The following is a 23,806-nucleotide window of genomic DNA, read 5'->3' as shown; positions in this document are numbered from 1 at the left end:
TACAAGTTTTGTCCCGCGCACGGACACCGTTCAGCAAGCCCAGCGTTCGCGAGCTTGCGCCACAGATGATTTGGTTATATTTTATACAGTTATTTCATCTTCATCATGTCATTCATCTTTTCCATTTCATCTTCAAAGTCAAAATTACTTATGACCACAGAACCGTCTAAAGCGCCGCCGCTTTACCCGAAGACCCACCTGCTCGCCGCAAGTGGTATCGCCGCCCTTCTCAGCCTGGCACTCCTGGTATTCCCTTCCAGTGACGTAGAAGCCAAACGAACATCCCTGAGCCTTGACCTGGAAAGTCCAGTTGAACAACTGACACAAGATCAAGACGCTTCCGACGCGCAACAAGCCACAAACGCACCGACAGAATCTCCATTCGCACAGATAGAAAGCACCCCGGAAGACACCCAACAGGCCACTCAAGAACCGAATGCGCCAGTTGCAACCAAGAATGCGCTGCACCGCGAAGTGATCGTCGCCAAGGGCGATACGCTTTCAACGCTGTTCGAAAAGGTCGGCCTGCCCGCTGCCACCGTTAATGAGGTGCTGGCCAGCGATAAACAAGCCAAGCAATTCACTCAGCTCAAGCACGGCCAGAAGCTTGAGTTCGAATTGGCTGCCGACGGCCAGCTGAAAAACCTGCACAGCAATGTCAACGACCTCGAGAGCATTAGCCTGAGCAAGGGCGCCAAAGGCTTTGCCTTCAACCGCATCACCACCAAACCGGTGACGCGCTCCGCCTACGTGCATGGCGTCATCAACAGCTCGCTGTCACAGTCGGCCGCCCGCGCCGGCTTGTCCCACAGCATGACCATGGACATGGCCAGCGTGTTTGGCTACGACATCGACTTCGCCCAGGACATCCGCCAGGGTGACGAATTCGACGTAATCTATGAGCAGAGAGTCGCCAACGGCAAAGTCGTCGGTACCGGCGCGATTCTATCGGCGCGGTTTACCAACCGCGGCAAAACCTACACAGCAGTGCGCTACACCAACAAACAAGGCAACACCAGCTACTACACCGCCGATGGCAACAGCATGCGCAAAGCCTTCATCCGTACGCCGGTGGACTTTGCCCGCATCAGCTCGCGCTTCTCAATGGGCCGAAAGCATCCGATCCTCAACAAGATCCGCGCCCACAAAGGCGTCGACTATGCTGCCCCGCGCGGTACACCCATCAAGGCTGCCGGTGACGGCAAGGTGTTGCTGGCCGGCCGCCGCGGCGGTTACGGTAATACCGTGATCATCCAGCACGGCAATACCTACCGCACCCTGTACGGCCACATGCAAGGGTTCGCCAAAGGCGTGTCGACCGGCAGCAACGTTAAGCAGGGCCAGGTCATCGGCTATATCGGCACCACAGGCCTGTCTACCGGCCCGCATTTGCACTATGAGTTCCAGGTAAACGGCGTCCACGTCGACCCACTGGGCCAGAAGCTGCCAATGGCCGACCCAATCGCCAAGGCTGAGCGTGCGCGCTTCCTGCAACAAAGCCAGCCACTGATGGCACGCATGGACCAGGAGCGCTCCACCCTGCTGGCCTCGGCGAAGCGCTAAGGTATGGCGCTCTATATTGGTGTGATGTCCGGGACCAGCCTCGATGGCCTGGATATCGCCCTGATCGAACAAGACCCGGCGATCAAATTGATCGCCACGCACTACATTCCCATGCCGGACGATCTGCGCACCGAGCTGCTAAGCCTGTGCTCCAGCGGCGCGGATGAGATCGCCCGTTCGGCGCTCGCCCAGCAACACTGGGTGACACTGGCGGCCAAAGGCGTGCATGCCTTACTGGAACAACAAGCCCTCAAGCCCCATGACATACGCGCGATCGGCAGCCACGGCCAGACGATCCGCCATGAACCTGCTCGAGGCTTTACCGTACAAATCGGCAACCCTGCCCTGCTCACCGAGCTGACGGGCATTACCGTCGTCAGTGATTTCCGCAGCCGCGATGTGGCCGCCGGCGGTCAAGGCGCGCCCTTGGTGCCTGCCTTTCACGAAGCCTTGTTCGGCGAACGTACCGGCAACCGCGCCGTGCTGAATGTCGGCGGCTTCAGCAACCTCAGCTTGATCGAGACCAACAAGCCCGTAGCCGGTTTCGACTGCGGCCCGGGCAACGTGTTGCTGGATGCGTGGATCCACAATCAGCGCGGCGAGCACTTTGATCGCGATGGCCAATGGGCGGCCGCTGGCCAAGTCGAGCCTGCACTACTCAACGCTCTGCTCAGCGACCCGTTCTTCCTGACCAAAGGCCCGAAAAGCACTGGCCGCGAAGTCTTCAACCTGGGATGGCTGCAACACCACCTGGCCAGATTGCCAGCGTTCCAGCCAGAGGACGTGCAAGCAACCCTGCTCGAACTGACCGCACAGACCATCGTCGAGTCCCTGCAAGCGGCACAAACCGACACCGAAACCCTGCTGGTCTGTGGCGGCGGCGCGCATAACGCCACGTTGATGAAGCGCCTGGCAGCGTTGTTGCCGTCCACTCAGGTCAGCAGCACCGCCACTTACGGCGTGGACCCCGATTGGGTTGAAGCCATGGCCTTCGCCTGGCTGGCCCATTGCTGCCTGGCGGGCATCGCCGCCAACCGCCCAAGTGTCACTGGCGCACGCGGGCTTCGGGTATTAGGCGCAATCTACCCAGCGTAAACCTGCAGACAGCAAAACGCCGCTTGGCCTATCAAAGCCAAGCGGCGTTTTTTATTTGCTGAAGATCAGGCTGCTGATCAGATCGAGAACGAAGACCCGCAACCACAGGTCGTGGTGGCATTCGGGTTCTTGATCACGAAACGCGAGCCTTCCAGACCTTCCTGGTAATCCACCTCGGCCCCTGCCAGGTATTGGAAGCTCATCGGGTCCACGACCAGGCTGACGCCCTCGCGCTCGACGATGGTGTCATCGTCGGCCACATCTTCATCGAAGGTAAAACCGTACTGAAACCCTGAACAACCGCCGCCCGTAACGAATACGCGCAGCTTCAAGCGATCATTACCCTCTTCATCGACCAGGCTCTTCACCTTGTGCGCAGCACCGTGGGTGAATTGCAAAGCCGTGGGGGTGAAGGATTCAACGCTCATGCTGATAATCTCCCGGCGTAGCGCCGCCATATGCGTAATGGCGGGCATTATCCGCTTCTCCTAGAAAAGCGGTCAACTATTGTTACGGTATATCAATCTGCGCTGGCGCCATTAAAAACACAAAAGGCCCGATCAACGGGCCTTTTGCTTAACCGCCAAACAGCCTTAAGGCAGCATGCCCGCATGGGACAGGCCCAGCTTCTCATCCAGGCCAAACAGAATGTTCATGTTCTGCACGGCCTGGCCCGACGCGCCCTTGACCAGGTTATCGATCACCGACAACACCACCACCAAATCGCCATCCTGTGGACGGTGCACGGCAATGCGGCATACGTTGGCACCGCGCACGCTACGGGTTTCCGGGTGGCTGCCGGCCGGCATCACGTCGACGAACGGTTCATTGGCATAACGTTTTTCGAACAGCGCCTGCAGGTCTACCGAACGGTCGACAACAGTGGCGTAGAGCGTGGAGTGAATGCCACGAATCATCGGCGTCAGGTGCGGCACAAAGGTCAGGCCTACGTCTTTACCGGCGGCACGACGCAGCCCCTGGCGAATTTCCGGCAAGTGACGATGCCCTTTAACCGCGTAGGCCTTCATGCTTTCCGACGTCTCGGAGTACAGCGAACCTACAGCTGCACCACGGCCGGCGCCACTCACGCCCGATTTGCAGTCGGCGATCAAGCGCGAAGCGTCGGCCAGACCCGCTTCCAGCAATGGCAGGAAACCGAGCTGCGTCGCGGTCGGATAGCAACCCGGCACAGCAATCAGGCGTGCTTGCTTGATTTGCTCACGATTGACTTCCGGCAGACCGTACACCGCCTCTTCCAGCAACTCAGGCGCGCCGTGTGGCTGGCCGTACCATTTGGCCCACTCATCGGCGTCCTGCAAGCGGAAGTCGGCCGACAGGTCGATGACCTTGGTACCCGCCGCCAGCAATTCGCCAGCCAGCGCATGCGCAACCCCGTGAGGCGTGGCGAAGAACACCACATCGCACGCACCCAGGGTCTTGATGTCCGGCACGCTGAACGCCAGGCCGTCATAGTGCCCTCGCAGGTTCGGGTACATGTCGGCCACGGCCAGCCCGGCCTCGGATCGAGAAGTGATAACCACCACCTCAGCTTGCGGATGCTGAGCCAACAGACGCAGCAATTCGACACCGGTGTAACCCGTGCCGCCGACGATACCGACCTTGACCATAAACCTGCCCTCAACGAACCCACTGGAAAGCCGTCGATAATAGGGGCCGTATCGTCCTGCGACAACCGTCAACGTGACGTACAGGCGCATGAGCCACTACTATCTTCAGTTACCGTGAACCTGGGAATAACTAGAAATGCTCTATCTATGGATCAAAGCCTTCCATATCGTCAGTATCGTCTGCTGGTTTGCCGGGCTGTTTTACCTGCCACGCCTGTTCGTCTACCACGCGCAAAGTGAGGACACCGTCAGCAAAGAACGCTTCAGCGTCATGGAGCGCAAGCTGTACCGCGGCATCATGGGGCCGGCAATGATCGCTACCCTGATATTCGGTGGCTGGCTGATCTACCTCAACCCGGCCATGTTTCAATCCGGTGCCTGGATCCACGCCAAACTCACCCTGGTGGTGCTGCTGATCGGCTACCACCATATGTGCGGCGCCCAGGTAAAACGCTTCGCCCGTGGCGAAAACACCCGCAGCCATGTCTTTTATCGCTGGTTCAATGAAGTGCCGGTTCTGATATTGCTGGCTATCGTAATTTTGGTCGTGGTCAAACCGTTCTAATTTCAATTACTCGGGGAACCTCCAATGTCACTGCCCGCTTCGCTCGAACAACGTCTGCGCCTGCCCGTGGTGGCTGCGCCGATGTTTCTGATTTCCAACCCGCAGCTGGTCCTGGCGTGCTGTCGCAATGGCGTGGTGGGGAGTTTCCCGGCACTCAACCAGCGCGAAAGCAGTGGTTTCAAGGCCTGGCTGGAGGAAATCGAAGCGGGCCTGGCGCAGTTGGACAACCCCGCGCCTTATGCCGTCAACCTGATCGTGCATAACAGCAACCCAAGGCTTGAGGCCGACCTGGCGATCTGCGTCGAGCACAAGGTGCCGATCGTCATCACCAGCCTGGGCGCGGTCAAGGAGCTGGTGGATGCGGTCCACAGCTACGGTGGCCTGGTGTTTCACGACGTCACCACCCGCCGGCATGCCGAGAAAGCCGCAGAGGCCGGTGTTGACGGCCTGATCGCCGTGGCAGCGGGCGCCGGAGGCCACGCCGGCACCTGGAGCCCGTTCGCGCTGATCGCCGAGATTCGCCAATTCTTTGATAAAACCCTGCTGTTGGCCGGCTGCCTCAACCACGGGCATGAGATACTCGCCGCGCAACTGCTGGGCGCAGACCTGGCGTATTTCGGCACGCGCTTTATCGGCACCACCGAAAGCCACGCCCCGCAAGCCTATAAAGAGATGCTGCTCACATCGCGCGCCGCCGACATCGTGCACACTGCTGCGGTGTCCGGCGTACCCGCAAGTTTCATGCGCCAGAGCCTGGAAAACGCCGGTTTCGACCTCGCTGCCCTGCAGGGCAAAGGCGAAGTCAACTTCGGTTCCAAGCTCAAGCCGTTGAGCGATGAGGCCAAGGCCTGGAAAACCGTATGGTCAGCCGGCCAAGGTGTAGGCCAGATTGGTGATTTACCCAGCGTCGATGAACTGATTGCCCGCCTGGATGCCGAATACCGCAAGGCACGCGAGCAGGCAGCGCAACTACGCTGGCCACGTTGAACTGAACAGCAGGCCTGCCCACGTGTGCAGGCCTGCAAACCCTTCCCTGAACAAGTGACAAGGATGCCCGCATGAGCGACAGCCGTTTCAAGATTGTGTTTGACGGGGCCCTGCTCCCGGGTGTCGAAAGCACCACCGCCAAGCTGAACCTCGCCGAGCTGTTCAAAAGCGATGTGGCAGCCATCGAAAAGCTTTTCACCGGCCGCCCGGTCGCACTCAAGCGCGACCTTTCCCGCGCCGATGCCGAAACCTACCTTACTGCGCTGAAAAACGCCGGCGTCGATGCCCGTATCGAACCCGAGCAGCCGGTAACCTTCAACCTCGCCGAAACCCACGAAACCGACGCCAGCGCTGCAGACTTCTCGCGCCCTGCGGCTTCGCCCTATGCACCACCACGTGCTGCCGTGGGTGAATACACCGAGGAATACTCAACCCTTAAAGTGTTCACCATCCACGGGCGCATCGGCCGCTTGCGTTATCTGGCCTGGACGCTGGTATTGACCCTGGCGCTGTTGGTGGCCGGTGGCATCATCAGTACCGCGAGCTTCGCCGTGGCAACTGCCTCGCCGACTGCCGGCACCATCCTCGGGGTGCTGCTGGGTTTGGCCTTGTTTGTTGCACTGGTGTGGGTGAGCGTGCAAATCGGTGTGCAACGCCTGCACGATCTGGGCTGGTCCGGCTGGCTGTACCTCCTCAACCTTGTGCCATTGGTCAACAGCGTCTTCCCGATCCTGCTGCTGGTACTGCCGGGCAACGCAGGCGCCAACCAATATGGCCCGCCGCCGCCGCGCAACTCCACAGCAGTCAAGGTGTTGGCGACCCTGTGGCTGGCGTTTATCCCGGTGATGCTCGCCATTGTGGTGACGCTGGGCATGAACGGCTACCTGAACCAACTCGAAGCGAATATGGACAGCAGCTACGAAAGCAGCTCCATCACCGCCGATGACGCCACCGATCAAAGCGTCACCGTAGATGAAGAAGAAAGCGTGCAAAGTGCTGAGGACGCAGCCGAACCTGTAGACTCTCCAGAACAGTGAAGAAACGCCCCGCCGCCTGTGATGCCTCTGTCACAGGCTCGGCGGCGTTGCGATGGAGAAAGGCATGACCCGTTACGCTCTGATCACCGGCGCCTCCAGCGGCATCGGCCTGGCTTTGGCCGAAGCACTGGCCCGTCGCGGCCGCAGCTTGATTCTGGTGGCCCGCCAGCGTGATCAGTTGGAAAGCATTGCTATTGAATTGACTCAGCGTTTCGGCGTCGAGGTGCTGTTTCGTGCCTGCGACCTGGGCGAACCCCTGCGTTTGTCCGGGTTCCTGCTGGAACTTGAAGAAGGCGAGCGGCAGATCGACCTGTTGGTCAACTGCGCTGGCATGGGCACCAGCGGGCCGTTCCTTGCCCAGGACTGGATGACCGAGCAAGACCTGATCGAAGTCAACATCCTGGCCCTCACCCGCATGTGCCACGCCCTTGGCAACGCCATGGCGCTGCATGGCGGTGGGCAGATTCTCAACGTAGCCTCGGTCGCAGCCTTCCAACCCGGCCCCTGGATGAGCAGCTATTACGCCAGCAAGGCGTATGTGCTGCACTTCTCCGAAGGCCTGCGCGAAGAGTTGAAGACCTGCGGTATCAAGGTCTCGGTGCTGTGCCCCGGCCCCACGCGCACGGCATTCTTCGGTACCGCGCAAATGGACACCGCCAAGCTCGACCGCAGCAATCAACTGATGAGCCCGGAAGAAGTAGCGCTCTATACCGTGCGCGCGCTGGAAAAGAACAAAGCCATCATTATTCCCGGGCGACGCAACCGCTGGCTGGCCTTCAGCCCGCGCTTGAGCCCACGCTGGCTGACCCGCAAGATTGCCGGCGCCATCAACAAGGCCTATTGCCCGCGCTGACGGCCTCGGTACACTCGTTCTGCACTTACATAATGGAGAAACAGCTGTGGATACTCTGTTCACCAAGATCATCAACAGAGAAATACCTGCGAAGATCATCTATGAAGATGACCAAGTCCTCGCCTTCCACGATATTGCCCCAATGGCACCCGTGCATTTTCTGGTCATTCCGAAAAAGCCGATCCGTACCCTCAACGACCTCACCGAAGAAGACAAAGCCCTCGCTGGCCATATTCTGTTCACCGCTCAGCGGCTGGCGGTAGAGCAAGGCTGCGAGAAGGGCTTTCGCGTGGTGATGAACTGCAACGAGGATGGCGGGCAGACTGTTTATCACATCCATATGCACGTGCTGGGTCAGCGCCAGATGAACTGGCCGCCGGGCTGATTGTTGCGGGGAGTTTGCGACGGCTACGCCGTCGGACCGGAGCAAGCTCCCTCGCCACAAGGGCAAATTGACACAGCGCAAACGCATTGCCTTCTCTTGCGGTAAACTGGCCGCCGAGATTCTTCCCGGAGGTCAGCATGACTACCCAACGTCACTACTCGCCGATTGACCGTCTGTTGCTGCAAGCCGACATGGCCATGCGCACACTGCTGCCCTTCAGCGGCCAACCGTACCGGCCTTCGCCCGCCATCGTGCAGCCCGATGCGCAGATGAACGAGACCGACACCCGCCACGTCGCCGGCCTGATGCGCATCAACCACACCGGTGAAGTCTGTGCCCAGGCGCTGTACCAGGGCCAGGCGCTGACCGCCAAGCTGCCGCAGGTACGCGCAGCGATGGAACATGCGGCCGAAGAAGAAATCGACCACCTGGCTTGGTGCGAGCAGCGCATTCGCCAACTCGGCAGCCATCCCAGCGTGCTCAACCCGCTGTTTTACGGTTTGTCGTTCGGTATTGGCGCCGCTGCCGGCCTGATCAGCGACAAGGTCAGCCTCGGGTTTGTCGCCGCAACCGAACATCAGGTGTGCAAACACCTGGATGAACACCTGGAGCAACTGCCGGCCGAAGACGAAAAGTCGCGGGCGATTCTTGAGCAAATGCGCATTGATGAAGAACACCACGCAGAAAGCGCACTGGATGCAGGCGGCTTCCGCTTCCCGGCGCCGGTGAGGTTCGGCATGAGCGTATTGGCCAAGGTCATGACCAAAAGCACCTACCGAATCTGAGCAACGCAACACGAAAAAGGGCGCCATCGAGGCGCCCTTTTCTATTTCCAACCCGCAATCAACCCAGCTCGATAATCTCGTAATCATGGGTGATGGCCACACCGGCGGCGCCCAGCATGATCGATGCCGAGCAATACTTCTCGGCCGACAGCTCGATGGCACGCTTGACCTGAGCTTCCTTCAACGCCCGGCCTTTGACCACAAAATGCATGTGGATCTTGGTAAACACCTTGGGGTCCTCAGTGGCGCGCTCGGCTTCCAGGAAGGCTTCGCAGCTTTCGACGGCCTGGCGGGACTTCTTCAAGATGCTGACCACATCGAAATTGCTGCAACCGCCAACACCGAGCAGGAGCATTTCCATCGGGCGTACACCCAGGTTACGGCCACCGGCGTCCGGCGGGCCATCCATAACCACTACATGGCCACTGCCCGACTCACCGAGGAACATGGCCTCGCCCGCCCATTGGATGCGTGCCTTCATCGCCCAGACTCCACTGCTAAAAAAGGGTCGCCAGCTTAGCACAGGGTCTTGAAACCGCAGCGCCCAGCATGAAAACGATCAATGACAACGTTTGCCCGCTAAATTCCCTAATCGAGGCAGAATGTGTCTGTTAAGCTGGCGCCAATTCAATGGCGTATTGCCATCCTTTTTACAGCGTGTATCAATGCCGTTACCGCTGGATAAAAATAATTCCAACCACACCGTGCAGTCTTTTCGGGATACAACCATGGTTGCTCTTGCTCCCACACCCAAGATCAAGAACCTCGACAAATTGTTGATGCACTGCCAGCGCCGGCGTTACCCGGTTAAGCACAACATCATTTGCGCGGGCGAACGCTCCGAAACACTGTTCTTCATTATCAAGGGTTCGGTCACCATCCTGATCGAGGATGAAGACGGCCGCGAAATGATCATTGCGTACCTCAACACCGGGGATTTCTTCGGTGAGCTGGGGCTGTTTGAACAAGCGGGCAAAGAGCAGGAGCGCAGTGCCTGGGTGCGGGCCAAGGTCGAGTGCGAAGTTGCCGAGATCAGCTATGCCAAGTTTCGCGAACTGGCCCAGCATGATCCCGACATCCTCTACGCCTTGAGCGGGCAGATTGCCCAACGCCTGCGCGACACCACGCGCAAAGTGGGTGACCTGGCGTTCTTTGATGTCACCGGCCGCGTGGCCCGCTGCTTACTGGAACTGTGCAAACAGCCCGATGCCATGACTCACCCCGACGGCATGCAGATCAAGGTCACGCGCCAGGAGATCGGACGCATCGTCGGGTGCTCGCGGGAAATGGTCGGTCGTGTGCTCAAGGACCTGGAAGAACGCAACCTGGTACACGTCAAAGGCAAGACGATGGTGGTGTTCGGTACGCGTTAAGCGGGCAGGAACCCGGCCAGCATTTGACGGTACAACGCGTCCAGTCGGGTGATGGCATCCGGAGCGGGAAAGGCTTCGTGTAGCGCGATATGGCTGTCGGCACGCACCCGCTGGTCGAGGCCGCAGGCCTGATTGAAGCGATTGACCGCCGCAATCAATTCCTCACGTTCGTTATCCAGCAACAATGCACCGTGCACCAAACCCACCGGACGGCCGCCGCTTTGCCGCCAACGCTGGGCGGTGCCAACCATCTTGCGGCCGTTGAGGTTGACGTTGTAGCGACCGTCGCAGAAGGCGCCGTCGATTTCGCCAACAGAAGCGTCACCGCCCAACTCAATCAGCAAATCACAGATCGGCTGGCACAAACGCTGATAACCGGTTTCTATGCGGCCCTGATCGCCCTCGCTGCGCGGCGGCGCGTAAACCAGCGCGATATTGACCGTGGCGGCCGACTGCGGCACCGGCTCTCCGCCGGTTTCGCGCAGCAACACCGGCCAACCGGCAGCAGCCGAAACTTGGCTGGCAGCGTCAAAAGCCGGCAAGCGGCTCAAACGGCGCGGCATGACCAAAGCCTGGTCATTTGGCTGCCAGAACAGTAGCCCGAATGCCTGATCACCGGCGCAAACGGCCGCCAGCAAGTCTTGCTCGGCGGCAAGCCCTGCTTCAACTGTCATCGACACCGGCTCAATCATCGAACACCTATCATCTGAACAAACACAAAACCAAATGTGGGAGCTCCCACATGTTGACCGTATTTCAAGTCAGTCGAGGGTCGAACCGCTCACCGCCACACCACGCTCCGGGAAGAACAGACGCTGCAATTCCGCCCCTGGGTTCTCGGCGCGCATAAAGGTCTCACCCACCAGGAACGAAAACACACCGCTGATTTCCATCAGCTCTACGTCGGCGCGGTTGACGATGCCGCTCTCGGTAATCACCAAGCGGTCGCGTGGAATACGCGGCAACAGGTCCAGGGTATTTTCCAGGCTGACTTCAAAGGTGTGCAGGTTACGGTTGTTAACCCCCACCAACGGTGTGTCGAGGGTTTTCAGCGCACGCTCCAGCTCATCGCCGTCGTGCACTTCGACCAGCACGTCCAGGCCGACGCTTTTGGCCACGGCCGCCAGCTCGGCCATCTTCACGTCATCCAGCGCGGAGACGATCAGCAGCACGCAATCGGCGCCCAAGGCACGGGCCTCGACGATCTGGTACGGGTCAACCATGAAGTCCTTGCGGATCACCGGCAACTTGCACGCAGCGCGGGCCTGTTGCAGGAACAGGTCGGAACCCTGGAAGAAGTCGATATCGGTCAATACGGACAGGCAAGTTGCGCCGCCCTTCTCATAGCTCTTGGCAATGTCTTCAGGAATGAAAACTTCGCGAATCACGCCCTTGCTGGGCGAAGCTTTTTTGATCTCGGCAATCACGGCAGGCTGCTTTTCCTTAGCCTGCTTGATCAGCGCATTGGCAAAGCCGCGCGGCGCGTCGGCAATTTTCGCCTGAGCCTCAAGTTCAGCCAGGCTCACACGGGCGCGGCGCTCGGCGACTTCTTCAGCCTTGCGCGCGAGGATTTTTTCCAGAACGGTCGGGACACTCATCCTTCATTCTCCATTTTGAACACAGCGGTAAAGGCTCCCAGCTCTTCGAGCTTTTCGCGAGCCAGACCGGTATGCAGCGCATCGTGGGCCAAGGCGACACCTTCCTTAAGACTATAGGCGTGGTCCGCCGCGTAAAGTGCCGCGCCAGCATTCAGAACAATCATTTCTGCAGCTTTTTGGCCGTTTTCCGTCTTGCGGCGCCCCAAGGCATCACGGATCAACTCCAGCGAGGCCGCCGGGCTTTCCACCGACAAGCCATGCAAGCTTTGGCTTTTCATGCCGAGGTCTTCGGGCTCGACCCAATATTCGGTGACCTGGTCATTCTTCAGCTCCGCCACGAAGGTCGGCGCTGCCAGGCTGAATTCGTCCAGGCCATCTTTGGAATGCACCACCAGCACGTGCTTACTGCCCAGACGCTGCAACACTTCAGCCAACGGCCGGCACAGCGCCTGGCTGAACACACCGACCACCTGATGTTTCACGCCGGCCGGATTCGTAAGCGGGCCGAGCATGTTGAACAGGGTGCGCAGGCCAAGATCCTTACGCGGGCCGGCGGCGTGTTTCATGGCACCGTGATGGGACTGGGCAAACATGAAGCCAATGCCCACGCTGTCGATGCAGCGCGCCACTTGCACCGGCGTCAGGTTCAGATAAATCCCGGCCGCCTCCAGCAAGTCGGCGCTGCCGCTTTTGCCCGACACCGCACGGTTACCGTGTTTGGCCACCGTGCAACCGGCTGCCGCCACCACAAAGGAGGAAGCCGTCGACACGTTGAAAATATTCGCACCGTCGCCGCCGGTACCGACCACATCGACCACGCCGTCGAGGGTCTTGAGCTCAACCTTGTCGGCCAGCTCACGCATCACCGACACCGCGCCGACGATTTCGTCGATGCTCTCGCTCTTCATGCGCATCGCCATCATGAACGCACCGATCTGTGCGTCAGTGCATTGGCCGGTCATGATCTCGCGCATCACATCGCTCATTTCAGCGGTGCTCAGGTCCAGATGGCCGACGATACGGCTCAGGGCAGTCTTGATATCCATGGAAAGTCCTTAGCGCGTGCCGCCGCTCTGCTTGAGAAAGTTGGCGAACAGCTCGTAGCCCTGCTCGGTCAGGATTGATTCGGGGTGAAATTGCACCCCTTCGATATTCAGTGTCTTGTGGCGCAGGCCCATGATCTCGTCGACCGAGCCGTCTTCCAACTGGGTCCAGGCGGTCAGCTCCAGGCACTCGGGCAGGGTTTCACGCTTGACCACCAACGAGTGGTAGCGGGTGACCGTCACCGGCAGGTTAAGGCCGTGGAAAACGCCGAGGTCTTTATGGAACACCGGGCTGGTCTTGCCGTGCATCACCTGGCGTGCACGCACCACGTCACCACCAAACGCCTGGCCGATGGACTGGTGACCCAGGCAGACGCCCAGGATCGGCAATTTACCGGCGAAATATTGAATCGCTTCGAGGGAGATGCCCGCTTCGGTCGGCGTGCAGGGGCCCGGCGAAACCACGATGCGCTCCGGGTTCAGAGCGGCGATTTCGGCGACCGTCAGTTCGTCGTTGCGCACCACCTTGACCTCGGCACCGAGTTCGCCCAGATACTGCACAACGTTATAGGTAAAGGAATCGTAGTTATCAATCATCAGCAACATGTGGGTTCAAACCTCTTGAATTCACTGATTTCGAATGACCGCCTTCCAAGAGAGTGTCCCGCTGCCAGACGCACGTTCCGGTTGCCAGGGTGAGCCGGCAAGGGGCGTCAAACAAAGGGTGAAGAAGGCAAATCGGTACAGGTCCGGCCGGGCCGGCAGAGAAAAATGTCAGGCGCGCCAACGCCAACGGGCGTGTGCCTTGACTACTCGCATCAAGAGTTTGCTGATGATCAACACGGGGAGGGTCTCATTCATACGTTCAGGCACAGTAACGTAGCCTCGCCAGCGGTGCAATATGGAGCAGCGATTCCGGGGGGCACCACCGAGTATTTGTAAGAAAAAACTGTTTTCTTCGAAGAAAACCCTCACTACATTGCTAGTGTTTCGCTTCCGACACAAAAACAACTAAATGGAATTTCGCATGCTCAGATTACCGTTTTTTGCGCCCCTTGCCGGCTGCCTCCTGTCACTGGCCTGCGCGCAGGCGTTTGCAGCACCCTCACCTTACTCAACCATGGTCGTGTTCGGCGACAGCCTGGCCGACGCCGGCCAGTTCCCCGATGGCTCGGCCGGCGCCACCTTGCGCTTTACCAACCGCACCGGGCCGACATTCCAGGGCGATTATGGCCTGGTGTCATCTACGCTTTTGGGGGGCAAGCTGGGCGTGGCACCCAACGACCTGAATGCCTCCACCTCGCCGGTACGTGCCGCCCAAGGTTTGCCGGATGGCAATAACTGGGCGGTCGGCGGCTACCGTACCGACAATATTCTGGACTCCATCACTTCGGTCTCCAATGCGGCGATCCCGCCCGGCAACGCCGGGGGTGGCACGGTACTGCGCAGCCGTCAGGGTTATCTGCCGGCAAACGGCGGGCGGGCCGACCCGAACGCGTTGTATTTTCTGTCTGGCGGCGGCAATGACTTCCTGCAAGGGCGCGTCCTCAGCCCAGGCCAGGCCGTGGCCGCCGGCGGGCGCCTGGCCGACAGCGCCCAGGCCCTGCAACAGGCCGGCGCGCGCTACATCATGGTGTGGATGTTGCCCGACCTGGGCCTGACGCCCGCCATCAACGGCACGCCCGCGCAAGGCGCCAGCTCGGCCCTGAGCAGCATTTTCAACCAGGCGCTGGTGCAGCGCCTGTCGCAGATCGACGCCCAGGTCATCCCGCTGAACATCCCGTTACTGCTCAATGAAACCTTCGCCAACCCTGCGCGCTTTGGCCTGGCCTCCGGGCAAAACCTCACCGGCACCTGCTTCAGCGGCAACGGCTGCACCGCCAACCCGGTGTATGGCATTGGTGGCACCAACCCGGACCCGACCAAGCTGATCTACAACGACTCGGTGCACCCCACCATCGCCGGGCAACAATTGATCGCCGACTACGCCTACTCGCTGCTCGCCGCACCCTGGGAAGTGACCTTGCTGCCGGAGATGGCCCAAGGCACCTTGCGCGCCCATCAGGATGAGCTGCGCAACCAGTGGCAAGCCGACAATGGCAACTGGCAGGCCGTCGGCCAATGGCGCGCGATTGTCGCCGGTGGTGGCCAGCACTTGGACTTTGATGATCAACGCAGTTCGGCCAGCGGCGACGGCAGCGGCTACAACGTGAACGTCGGCGGCAGCTATCGCCTCGACGAAAACTGGCGCGTCGGCGTGGCCGCCGGCTTGTATCGCCAGACACTCGAAGCCGGCGCCCGCGATTCGGACTACAAGCTCAACAGCTACATGGGCACGGCGTTTGCGCAATATCAGCAAAACCACTGGTGGGCCGATGCGGCGCTGACCGGCGGCAAGCTGGACTTCGACAGCCTCAAGCGCAAGTTCGCCCTGGGCGTCAGCGAAGGCTCCGAAAAAGGCGACACCGATGGCTGGCTCTGGGCATTGAGCGGCCGTTTGGGCTATGACATTGCCGGCGCCGGCAGCGATTGGCACCTGTCACCGTTCATCAGCGCCGACTATTCGCGGGTCGAAGTCGAGGGTTATTCGGAAAAGGACAACCGCTCCACCGCGCTGACCTTCGATGACCAGCAACGCGACTCCAAACGCCTGGGCGTCGGCCTGCAGGGCAGCTACCGGATTACGCCGCAAACCCAAGTGTTTGGCGAAGTGGCCCACGAGCATGAGTTCGAAAACGACACCCAGAAGGTAAAGATGTCGCTCAACAGCGTGCCAGGCATCGACTTCAAGCTGGACGGCTACACGCCACGCAGCAATTCGGACCGATTGAGTCTGGGCGTCAGCCACAAGCTGACTCAGGAGCTGGCGCTACGGGCGGCGTATAACGTGAGGAAGGATGACAGTTTTACCCAGCAAGGCGTCAGTGTTGGGGTGAGTCTGGATTTCTAAGCGGATCTTAAACGCCCCACAAAACAACTGTGGGAGCGGGCTTGCTCGCGAATGCGGTCTATCAGTTACACATTCAGTGACTGACACTGCGCATTCGCGAGCAAGCCCGCTCCCACATTTTGATCTACATCTAATCTCAAGCTTGCGGCGTTTGCTCAGCCAACGCCACCGCCCGGAACATCGCGCGGCGCTTGTTCAGGGTTTCTTCCCATTCCAGGGCCGGCACCGAGTCAGCCACAATCCCGCCACCCGCCTGCACATGCAACTCGCCGTCCTTGATCACGGCGGTGCGGATTGCAATCGCGGTGTCCATATTGCCGTTCCAGGCGAAATACCCCACGGCGCCGCCATACACACCGCGTTTAACCGGCTCCAGTTCGTCGATGATCTCCATCGCACGAATCTTCGGCGCACCCGACAAGGTGCCCGCCGGCAGAATCGCCCGCAGTGCGTCCATTGCGGTCAACCCGGCTTTCAGCTCGCCGGTGACGTTGGACACAATGTGCATCACGTTGGAATACCGCTCGATGACCATCTTCTCGGTGAGCTTCACCGAACCGATTTCCGACACGCGCCCGGTGTCGTTGCGGCCCAGGTCGATCAGCATCAAGTGTTCGGCAATTTCCTTGTCGTCGCTCAGCAGGTCTTCTTCCAGCGCCAGGTCGGCTTCTTCGGTTGCGCCACGCGGGCGCGTGCCGGCGATCGGGCGCACGGTGATCAGGTTGTCTTCGACCCGCACCAGCACTTCCGGCGAACTGCCCACCACGTGGAAGTCTCCGAAGTTGAAGAAGTACATGTACGGCGTCGGGTTGAAGCACCGCAGCGCGCGGTACAGATCGATCGGCGCGGCCTTGAAGTCGATGGACATGCGTTGCGACGGCACCACCTGCATGCAGTCACCGGCAAGGATGTATTCCTTGATGGTATCGACTGCGCGCTCGTAGTCATCCTGGGTAAAGCTTGAACGAAAGATCGGGTCGGCGGCCGGTGGACGGCTGAGGTCCAGGCCACGACGTGGGGTGATCGGTTGGCGCAGTTTTTCCAGCAATGCCTCGAGGCTGGCCTGGCCTTGCTCGAAGGCATCCGCCTGGGCCGGGTCGGCGAGGACTATCGCGTGCATCTTGCCGGCGAGGTTGTCGAACACCACCACCGCGTCGGAGACCATCAGCAGAATGTCCGGCACGCCCAGCGGGTCCGGGTTCGGGCATTTGCCCAGGCGTTGTTCCACGTAGCGCACGCAGTCGTAGCCGAAATACCCCACCAGGCCACCGTTGAAACGCGGCAGGCCGGGAATGGTCGGCACGTTGTAGCGCGCCTTGAAGGTCTCGACGAACGCCAGAGGGTCTTCCACGTCATGGCTTTCGATCTCGACGCCATCATGGGTAATGCTCACATGATGGTCATGCACACGCAGCACGGTGCGGCACGGCAAGCCAATGATCGAGTAACGGCCCCACTTTTCGCCGCCCTGCACCGATTCGAGCAGGTAGGAATTGGGCTTGTCGGCCAGTTTGAGGTAGATCGACAGCGGCGTATCGAAGTCGGCCAGGGTTTCGCAGGCCAAGGGGATACGGTTATAGCCGGCAGCGGCCAAACGCAGGAATTCTTCGCGGATCATGAGGTGCCTCGTGGCTTGAGGGTCAAACGGTCAGGTGTGCAAACGTGCCGCAGCGCGGCCAGGATCGGTCAGGCGCGCCAACGCCAGCGGGCCAGGGCCTTGATGACTTTCATCCAGAGTTTGCGAGTGACCACCACGATGGAATTTCCAGAAGGGGTTGATTCGATGTCGGGCAACGTTATCTCAGCGCCCGCTCCCAAGCAACCGGGGATTAGCAGTCGCAGATCATCAATCACCAGCGCCGGCGACTCCTCGGCGATCGGTCGGCCGTGGTTGTAGCCGTAGCTCAGCGCCACACACTGCACGCCAGCGGCTTTGGCGGCCAGCACATCACTGCGCGAATCGCCGACAAACAACGATTGCGAGGCCGGAATATTGGCCATTTTCATCACAAAGAAAAGCGCCGCCGGGTCAGGCTTTTTCTGCGGCAAGGTATCGCCGCCGATGATCCAGCGGAAATACCGGCCGATTTTCATCTGGTCCAACAGCGGCGCGACAAAGCGCTCCGGCTTGTTGGTGATCAGCGCCATCTCCACGCCTTGCTTGTGCAGCCACTTGAGCGTGTCGCGCACGCCGGGGTAAACCACGGTCAGTTCATGACTGCTTTCATAGGCGACATTGAAGAGTTCCAGGGCGTGCTCGGCCTCGACCTCATCCACACCTTCGGCATCGATGTGGTTGGCCAAGGCCCGACGCACCAGCATCTGCGCGCCATTGCCGACCCACTCACGCACCGATTCAATGCCCGCCGGCTTGCGCCCCAGCTTGAGCAGCATCTCGTCCACCGCCGCGGCCAGGTCTGGCACCGAATCGATCAACGTACCGTCCAGATCGAACATCACCAGCCGTGGCAGTTTGCCGGGGAACAGCTGCTCAAAACCGCTCATGGACGCGCCAGCGCCAGTTCGGCCCGCATCTTGTCGATGACTTCCTGGTAGTTGGGGGCGTTGAAGATCGCCGAGCCCGCCACAAAGGTGTCAGCGCCAGCGGCGGCGATTTCGCGGATATTGTTGACGTTGACCCCACCGTCGATTTCCAGGCGGATATCACGGCCCGACGCATCGATCAGCGCGCGGGCTTCGCGCAGCTTGTTCAGCGTACCGGGAATGAACTTCTGCCCGCCAAAGCCTGGGTTGACGCTCATCAGCAAGACCATGTCGACCTTGTCCATCACGTACTCCAGCACGCTCAACGGCGTAGCCGGGTTGAACACCAGGCCGGCCTTGCAACCGCCTTCGCGGATCAGCTGCAGGGTGCGGTCGACGTGCAGCGTGGCTTCCGGGTGGAAGGTGATGTAGGTGGCACCGGCCTCGATGAAATCACCGACGATGCGATCCACCGGGCTGACCATCAGGTGCGCATCAATCGGCGCAGTGATGCCGTACTTGCGCAGTGCCGCGCAGACCATCGGACCGATGGTCAGGTTGGGCACATAGTGGTTGTCCATGACATCGAAGTGCACGAAGTCGGCACCGGCGGCCAATACCTTGTCCACTTCCTCACCCAGGCGGGCGAAGTCGGCGGAGAGAATCGATGGAGCGATAACGAAGGGCTGCATGACGCACCTTTTTGAGCTAAATCACGATGGCGCGCATTGTATACCTCATGCTTTACCCCGCACACCGTGACCTAACTCAATGGTCAGTAAGCCGCCCGGTAGATTTTCTCGATATCCGCCGCGCTGAGCTTGCGCGGGTTGTTGCGCATCAGGCGCTCGATACCCGCCGCTTCCGTCGCCATGGCGGGGATCGCGTCTTCCGGCACACCAAAGCTGCGCAGGCCTGCCGGGATTTCCACGGCGGCACACAGGCGCGTCATCGCCTCGACCGCCTGATCGGCCGCCGCGTTGACGCTGAGCCCGGCGGTATTCACGCCCATGGCTTGGGCAATGTCCTGCATGCGCTCCACGCAGGCCAGTTTGTTCCAGTGCATCACGTAAGGCAGCAACAGCGCATTGCTCACGCCGTGAGCAATATTGAATCGCCCGCCCAACGGGTACGCCAAGGCATGCACTGCGCCGACGCCGGCATTGCCGAAGGCCATGCCGGCCATCAGGCTGGCGGTGGCCATATCATCGCGGGCCAGCAGGTTGGCCGGGTTGGCGTAGGCCTTGGGCAGCGCATTGGCAATCAGCTTGATCGCGCCGATGGCCAGCGCGTCAGTGATCGGCGAGGCATTCAGCGACAGGTAGGACTCGATGGCATGCACCAGCGCATCCACGCCACTGGCGGCGGTGACACTGCGCGGGCAGGTCAGGGTCATTTGCGGGCTGATCAGCGCAACATCGGGCAATAAGTAATCGCTGACGATGCCTTTTTTCAGCTGTGCGGCCTTGTCGGAGAGAATCGCCACATTGGTCACCTCCGAACCGGTGCCGGCCGTGGTCGGGATGGCGATCAGCGGCGGGCCTTTGCGCGGCACCTGGTCGACGCCGAACAAGTCCGCCAGCGCGCCGTGGTAACCGGCATAGGCCGCGACACTCTTGGCGATGTCGATGGCACTGCCGCCGCCCACGCCGATCAGGCCGTCATGCCCGCCTTCGCGGTACACGCGCATGCAGTCCTCGACGATGGCGATTTCCGGGTCGGGCAGCACACGGTCGAAAATCTCATAAGTGCGCTCGCCCAGGTGCTCGAGCGCCAGTGCGACGGTGCCGGACTTGACCAGCGCGGCATCGGTGACGATCAGCGGGTTATCCACATCCAGACGCGTGAGCTCGGCGCCCAGTTGTTCGATGGCGCCAGCGCCGGTCAGCAGTTTGTGGGCGATCTTGAATGAGGAAGTACTCATGTGCGCGGCCTCTTATTAATGATGGGCTGGCACAAGAATAGCCGGGTATTTCAGGTTGCCCAGCATTCACACACTGAATGGTTATTCACTGAATGGGCACAGATCCAGTGTGGGAGCGGGCTTGCTCGCGAATGCGGTGCATCGGTTACACATTCAGTGGCTGACACCCCGCATTCGCGAGCAAGCCCGCTCCCACAGTTTGATCTCCACTTGGCTTTAGACTTGCGCGGTGCGCAGTTTCTCGCTGCGGCCTCGCAGCCACTCGAGGGTCAGCAACAGCAGCACCGAGAACGCAATCAGCAAGGTTGCCGCCGCAGCAATGGTCGGGCTTAAATTTTCGCGGATGCCGCTGAACATCTGGCGCGGCAAAGTGGCTTGCTCGGGGCCGGCGAGAAACAGCGTCACTACCACTTCATCGAAAGACGTCGAGAAAGCAAACAGCGCCCCGGAGATCACCCCCGGCGCGATCAGCGGCAAGGTGACACGGCGAAACGCGGTCAACGGCGAGGCGCCCAGGCTGGCCGCCGCCCGCACCAGGTTGTGGTTGAAGCCCTGCAATGTCGCCGACACGGTGATGATCACAAACGGCACACCCAGCACGGCATGCACCACAATCAGCGAGAGGAAGCTGTTGCCCAACCCTAGTGGCGCAAAGAACAGATAGCTGGCCACGCCAATGATCACCACAGGCACCACCATCGGCGAAATCACCAAGGCCATGACTAGCGCCTTGCCGGGGAAGTTGCCGCGCGTCAGGCCAATCGCCGCCAGCGTACCGAACACCATCGCCAGCACCGTCGCCGCCGGGGCCACAATAATGCTGTTCTTCAATGCACGCATCCACTCGGCGGAGGCGAAGAAGTCTTGATACCAGTGCAACGAGAAGCCTTGCAGCGGGTACACCAGGAAACTGCCGCTGTTGAACGACAGCGGGATAATCACCAGCACCGGCAAGATCAGGAATAGCAGGATCAAGCCACACAGTATCCGCAAGCTGTAGAACCACACGCGCTCCACGGGTGACATATAAGGGCTCAGCATCGCCAACTCTCCTCAGCTCAGGCGCAGGCGACTGGCGCCGACCAGACGGTTGTAGATCAGGTACAGCACGACGGTCGCCAGCAGCAGCAAGCCGCCCAACGCCGTGGCCATACCCCAATTGATGCTGGTGTTGGTGTAGAACGCGACGAAGTAGCTGACCATCTGGTCGTTCGGGCTGCCGAGCAGCGCCGGGGTGATGTAGTAACCAATCGCCAGTATAAACACCAGTAGGCAACCGGCGCCGACACCGGCATAGGTCTGCGGGAAGTACACGCGCCAAAAACTGGCAAACGGGTGGCACCCCAGGGAAATCGCTGCACGCATATACGTGGGCGAGATGCCTTTCATCACGCTGTAGATCGGCAAAATCATGAACGGCAACAGGATGTGCACCATCGAGATGTAAACCCCGGTGCGGTTAAACACCAGCTCCATGGGTGTATCGATCAGCCCCATGCCCATCAATGCGCTGTTGATCAGCCCACCGGACTGCAGCAATACAATCCATGCCGCCACCCTTACCAGGATTGAGGTCCAGAACGGCAGCAATACCAGAATCATCAGCAGGTTACTTTTGCGTGCCGGCAGGTTGGCCAGCAAGTAGGCCAACGGATAGGCCAGCAGCAGGCAGATGAAGGTAATGACCAAGCCCATCCAGAACGTGCGAGCAAAGATGTCCAGGTAGATGGCCTGGTCAGGTGTGGCCGGGGCCACTTCGCCAAGGTCATTGATACGGTGATCGACGGCCGCCAGCAGGTAGTACGGCGTGAGGCTGCTGGTATTACGCCGGATCGCCTGCCAGTACGCCGGGTCGCCCCAGCGTTCATCGAGGCTTTCCAGCGCGTCCTTATAAGAGCCGGGCGCTTCGGTAAACGGCAGCGCCCGTGCGGTTTTGGTCAACAGGCTGCGATAGCCGGCCAGCTCCATGTTCAAGCGTTTGGACAAGTCGCCCAGGGTCTGGTTTTTACGTGCTTCACCCAGATCTTCGCTGAGCGCCTGATACACCGGTTCACCCGGCAGGCCGCGACCATCCCAGGTCTTGACCGCCACCACGGTACGCGGCAAACCGGCCACCACTTCCGGGTTGCCGACGCTTTTGTAGAGCAGCGCAACAATCGGCACCAGGAACACCAGCAGCAAAAACAGCACCAGCGGCGCAATCAAGGCCTGGGCCTTCCAGCGATTGAGCCGCTCGGCACGCGCCAGGCGCTGCTTGAGGGTGGGGCTGGGAATGGCGATAACCATGGCAAACTCCGGAAATCTTCTAAGAGTTCCCTGTGAGCGGTGCTTTTTTGTGGGAGCTGGCTTGCCTGCGATGGCATCGCCTCGGTGTCACTCAAAGACCGAGTCGATCCCATCGCAGGCAAGCCAGCTCCCACACCAGCCTGCTTTCACAGAGGAATATGCGGTGTTACTTGGCCGCCCAGGAATTGAAGCGCTGCTCGAGCTGCTCGCCGTTATCCGCCCAGAAGCTCACATCGATCTGCACTTGGTTGGCGATGTTTTCCGGCGTGGTCGGCATGTCTTTCAGCACATCCTTGGCCAACAACGGTACGGCCTGGGTATTGGCCGGGCCGTAGGCGATGTTTTCCGAGTAGGTCTTCTGCTGTTGCGGCTGCACCGAGAAGGCGATGAACTTTTTCGCTGCCTCGGCGCGATCCTTGGCCAGGCCTTTAGGGATGGCCCAGGCGTCAAAGTCGTAGATGCCGCCGTTCCACACCACTTTCAGGTTGCTTTCTTTTTGCACGGCAGCGATGCGGCCGTTGTAGGCCGAGCTCATGACCACATCACCCGAGGCCAGGTACTGCGGCGGTTGTGCGCCGGCTTCCCACCACTGGATCGACGGTTTGAGTTCGTCGAGTTTCTTGAACGCGCGATCCTGGCCGTCTTTGCCAGCCAGCACTTTGTACACGTCTTTGGGGGCCACGCCGTCCGCCATCAAGGCGAATTCCAGGGTGTACTTGGCGCCTTTGCGCAGGCCGCGCTTGCCTGGGAATTTCTTGGTATCCCAGAAATCCGCCCAACTGGTCGGTGCAGTGGTCAGCTTGTCGGCGTTGTACGCCAGCACAGTGGACCACACAAAGAAGCCCACACCGCAGGGCTGAATCGCGCCTTTGACATAATCGGCGCTATTACCGAACAGTTTCGGGTCGAGCGGTTCGAACATGTCTTCGTCACAGCCACGGGACAGTTCCGGCGACTCCACTTCCACCAAGTCCCACGACACGCTCTTGGTATCGACCATGGCTTTGACCTTGGCCATTTCGCCGTTGTACTCACCGGCGACGATCTTGCCATTGCCCGCGCTTTCCCACGGTGCGTAAAAGGCTTTGACCTGAGCCGCCTTGTTCGCGCCGCCGAAGGATACGACCGTCAGGTCCGGGCCTGCCATGACCTGTGTCGCGCCCATCAAGCCGATGGCCAGGGCGGAATATTTAAGGGATCTCAACATTGTTGTTCTCTCCACGTGCAGGGTTGGTGAAGCCATGGGGCGA

Annotated in this window: 24 protein-coding genes; 10 read left to right on the top strand and 14 right to left on the bottom strand. The window is 60.2% G+C overall.

Annotated elements, in window-relative coordinates; all coding sequences use genetic code 11:
* The first annotated feature begins 150 nt into the window (after positions 1 to 150).
* Together QF043_RS01310 and QF043_RS01305 are read left to right on the top strand one after the other, a co-directional pair.
* The gene (locus QF043_RS01310) at positions 151 to 1,563 is read left to right on the top strand and encodes a peptidoglycan DD-metalloendopeptidase family protein (RefSeq protein ID WP_307417268.1); all 1,413 of its coding nucleotides are present in this window, start codon (positions 151 to 153) and stop codon (positions 1,561 to 1,563) included.
* Positions 1,564 to 1,566: 3 nt separating this feature from the next.
* Positions 1,567 to 2,658, top strand: coding sequence for an anhydro-N-acetylmuramic acid kinase (locus QF043_RS01305; protein ID WP_307417267.1), 1,092 nt, complete (start codon positions 1,567 to 1,569; stop codon positions 2,656 to 2,658).
* Between the two features lie 77 nt (positions 2,659 to 2,735).
* Here QF043_RS01305 and erpA read toward each other — a convergent pair whose 3' ends face one another.
* Both erpA and argC read right to left on the bottom strand, forming a co-directional pair.
* Positions 2,736 to 3,086: an iron-sulfur cluster insertion protein ErpA gene (gene erpA / locus QF043_RS01300; RefSeq protein WP_003176443.1), complete on the bottom strand. Its 351-nt coding sequence runs from the start codon at positions 3,084 to 3,086 to the stop codon at positions 2,736 to 2,738.
* 165 nt (positions 3,087 to 3,251) lie between these two features.
* Positions 3,252 to 4,286 carry an N-acetyl-gamma-glutamyl-phosphate reductase gene (argC, locus tag QF043_RS01295; protein ID WP_010206935.1) on the bottom strand — a complete coding sequence of 345 codons (1,035 nt, stop codon included), beginning with the start codon at positions 4,284 to 4,286 and terminating at the stop codon, positions 3,252 to 3,254.
* A gap of 136 nt (positions 4,287 to 4,422) precedes the next feature.
* Here argC and hemJ point away from each other — a divergent pair, with 136 nt between their 5' ends.
* The 6 genes from hemJ (at position 4,423) to coq7 (ending at position 8,898) form a co-directional block, all read left to right on the top strand.
* Positions 4,423 to 4,851 (top strand): protoporphyrinogen oxidase HemJ, encoded by a 429-nt coding sequence (gene hemJ / locus QF043_RS01290; protein ID WP_307417266.1) that lies wholly within the window; start codon positions 4,423 to 4,425, stop codon positions 4,849 to 4,851.
* Positions 4,852 to 4,875: 24 nt separating this feature from the next.
* A complete protein-coding gene (locus QF043_RS01285; protein WP_307417265.1) occupies positions 4,876 to 5,838 on the top strand; it encodes a nitronate monooxygenase family protein in 963 nt (320 codons plus the stop codon).
* Between the two features lie 71 nt (positions 5,839 to 5,909).
* A complete protein-coding gene (locus tag QF043_RS01280) occupies positions 5,910 to 6,875 on the top strand; it encodes a DUF805 domain-containing protein (RefSeq protein ID WP_307417264.1) in 966 nt (321 codons plus the stop codon).
* Positions 6,876 to 6,939: 64 nt separating this feature from the next.
* Complete coding sequence (locus QF043_RS01275; RefSeq protein WP_138813622.1) at positions 6,940 to 7,728, top strand: SDR family oxidoreductase; 789 nt, start codon at positions 6,940 to 6,942, stop codon at positions 7,726 to 7,728.
* A gap of 46 nt (positions 7,729 to 7,774) precedes the next feature.
* Complete coding sequence (locus QF043_RS01270; RefSeq protein WP_003210943.1) at positions 7,775 to 8,113, top strand: histidine triad nucleotide-binding protein; 339 nt, start codon at positions 7,775 to 7,777, stop codon at positions 8,111 to 8,113.
* Between the two features lie 137 nt (positions 8,114 to 8,250).
* The gene (coq7, locus tag QF043_RS01265; RefSeq protein WP_307417263.1) at positions 8,251 to 8,898 is read left to right on the top strand and encodes a 2-polyprenyl-3-methyl-6-methoxy-1,4-benzoquinone monooxygenase; all 648 of its coding nucleotides are present in this window, start codon (positions 8,251 to 8,253) and stop codon (positions 8,896 to 8,898) included.
* Between the two features lie 58 nt (positions 8,899 to 8,956).
* Here the strand turns inward: coq7 and QF043_RS01260 are convergent, their stop codons facing one another.
* Positions 8,957 to 9,379, bottom strand: a complete 423-nt coding sequence (locus QF043_RS01260; RefSeq protein WP_017138086.1) for an OsmC family protein — start codon at positions 9,377 to 9,379, stop codon at positions 8,957 to 8,959.
* A 247-nt stretch (positions 9,380 to 9,626) separates the two neighbouring features.
* On the opposite strand from QF043_RS01260, the gene crp reads away from it, so the two are divergent.
* Positions 9,627 to 10,271: a cAMP-activated global transcriptional regulator CRP gene (gene crp / locus QF043_RS01255; RefSeq protein ID WP_056857865.1), complete on the top strand. Its 645-nt coding sequence runs from the start codon at positions 9,627 to 9,629 to the stop codon at positions 10,269 to 10,271.
* Here crp and QF043_RS01250 read toward each other — a convergent pair.
* The 4 genes from QF043_RS01250 to QF043_RS01235 form a co-directional block, all read right to left on the bottom strand.
* The gene (locus QF043_RS01250; protein WP_307417262.1) at positions 10,268 to 10,963 is read right to left on the bottom strand and encodes a lipoate--protein ligase family protein; all 696 of its coding nucleotides are present in this window, start codon (positions 10,961 to 10,963) and stop codon (positions 10,268 to 10,270) included. The genes crp and QF043_RS01250 overlap by 4 nt on opposite strands.
* A 69-nt stretch (positions 10,964 to 11,032) precedes the next feature.
* Positions 11,033 to 11,869, bottom strand: coding sequence for an indole-3-glycerol phosphate synthase TrpC (gene trpC, locus QF043_RS01245; RefSeq protein WP_065929370.1), 837 nt, complete (start codon positions 11,867 to 11,869; stop codon positions 11,033 to 11,035).
* On the bottom strand, positions 11,866 to 12,915 hold the full coding sequence (gene trpD, locus QF043_RS01240) for an anthranilate phosphoribosyltransferase (protein WP_106575502.1): 1,050 nt from the start codon (positions 12,913 to 12,915) through the stop codon (positions 11,866 to 11,868). Before trpD ends, trpC begins: the two co-directional genes overlap by 4 nt.
* Positions 12,916 to 12,924: 9 nt before the next feature.
* A complete protein-coding gene (locus QF043_RS01235; RefSeq protein WP_053258301.1) occupies positions 12,925 to 13,518 on the bottom strand; it encodes an aminodeoxychorismate/anthranilate synthase component II in 594 nt (197 codons plus the stop codon).
* 421 nt (positions 13,519 to 13,939) lie between these two features.
* Here QF043_RS01235 and estP point away from each other — a divergent pair, with 421 nt between their 5' ends.
* Positions 13,940 to 15,862 (top strand): esterase EstP, encoded by a 1,923-nt coding sequence (gene estP, locus QF043_RS01230; protein ID WP_307417261.1) that lies wholly within the window; start codon positions 13,940 to 13,942, stop codon positions 15,860 to 15,862.
* 136 nt (positions 15,863 to 15,998) lie between these two features.
* On the opposite strand, the gene trpE is transcribed toward estP, so the two are convergent.
* The 7 genes from trpE to QF043_RS01195 all read right to left on the bottom strand — a co-directional run bounded on the left by trpE (position 15,999) and on the right by QF043_RS01195 (position 23,763).
* On the bottom strand, positions 15,999 to 17,480 hold the full coding sequence (gene trpE, locus QF043_RS01225) for an anthranilate synthase component I (protein ID WP_307417260.1): 1,482 nt from the start codon (positions 17,478 to 17,480) through the stop codon (positions 15,999 to 16,001).
* Between the two features lie 68 nt (positions 17,481 to 17,548).
* The gene (locus QF043_RS01220; protein ID WP_068931558.1) at positions 17,549 to 18,367 is read right to left on the bottom strand and encodes a phosphoglycolate phosphatase; all 819 of its coding nucleotides are present in this window, start codon (positions 18,365 to 18,367) and stop codon (positions 17,549 to 17,551) included.
* Positions 18,364 to 19,038 carry a ribulose-phosphate 3-epimerase gene (gene rpe / locus QF043_RS01215; protein ID WP_017138077.1) on the bottom strand — a complete coding sequence of 225 codons (675 nt, stop codon included), beginning with the start codon at positions 19,036 to 19,038 and terminating at the stop codon, positions 18,364 to 18,366. The genes QF043_RS01220 and rpe overlap by 4 nt, the downstream gene beginning before the upstream one ends.
* 83 nt (positions 19,039 to 19,121) lie before the next feature.
* Positions 19,122 to 20,270: an iron-containing alcohol dehydrogenase gene (locus tag QF043_RS01210; protein WP_307417259.1), complete on the bottom strand. Its 1,149-nt coding sequence runs from the start codon at positions 20,268 to 20,270 to the stop codon at positions 19,122 to 19,124.
* Positions 20,271 to 20,486: 216 nt separating this feature from the next.
* On the bottom strand, positions 20,487 to 21,311 hold the full coding sequence (locus QF043_RS01205; RefSeq protein ID WP_017138075.1) for an ABC transporter permease: 825 nt from the start codon (positions 21,309 to 21,311) through the stop codon (positions 20,487 to 20,489).
* 12 nt (positions 21,312 to 21,323) lie between these two features.
* Positions 21,324 to 22,556 carry an ABC transporter permease gene (locus QF043_RS01200; RefSeq protein WP_307417258.1) on the bottom strand — a complete coding sequence of 411 codons (1,233 nt, stop codon included), beginning with the start codon at positions 22,554 to 22,556 and terminating at the stop codon, positions 21,324 to 21,326.
* A 166-nt stretch (positions 22,557 to 22,722) separates the two neighbouring features.
* Positions 22,723 to 23,763 (bottom strand): ABC transporter substrate-binding protein, encoded by a 1,041-nt coding sequence (locus QF043_RS01195; protein WP_305456107.1) that lies wholly within the window; start codon positions 23,761 to 23,763, stop codon positions 22,723 to 22,725.
* Positions 23,764 to 23,806 lie beyond the last annotated feature (43 nt).

The sequence above is a fragment of the Pseudomonas sp. W3I7 genome, from assembly GCF_030816095.1.
Lineage (GTDB): Bacteria > Pseudomonadota > Gammaproteobacteria > Pseudomonadales > Pseudomonadaceae > Aquipseudomonas > Aquipseudomonas salomonii.
The sequence above is the reverse complement of the archived record's forward strand: the minus strand, read 5'-3'. Positions and strand labels throughout refer to the sequence as shown.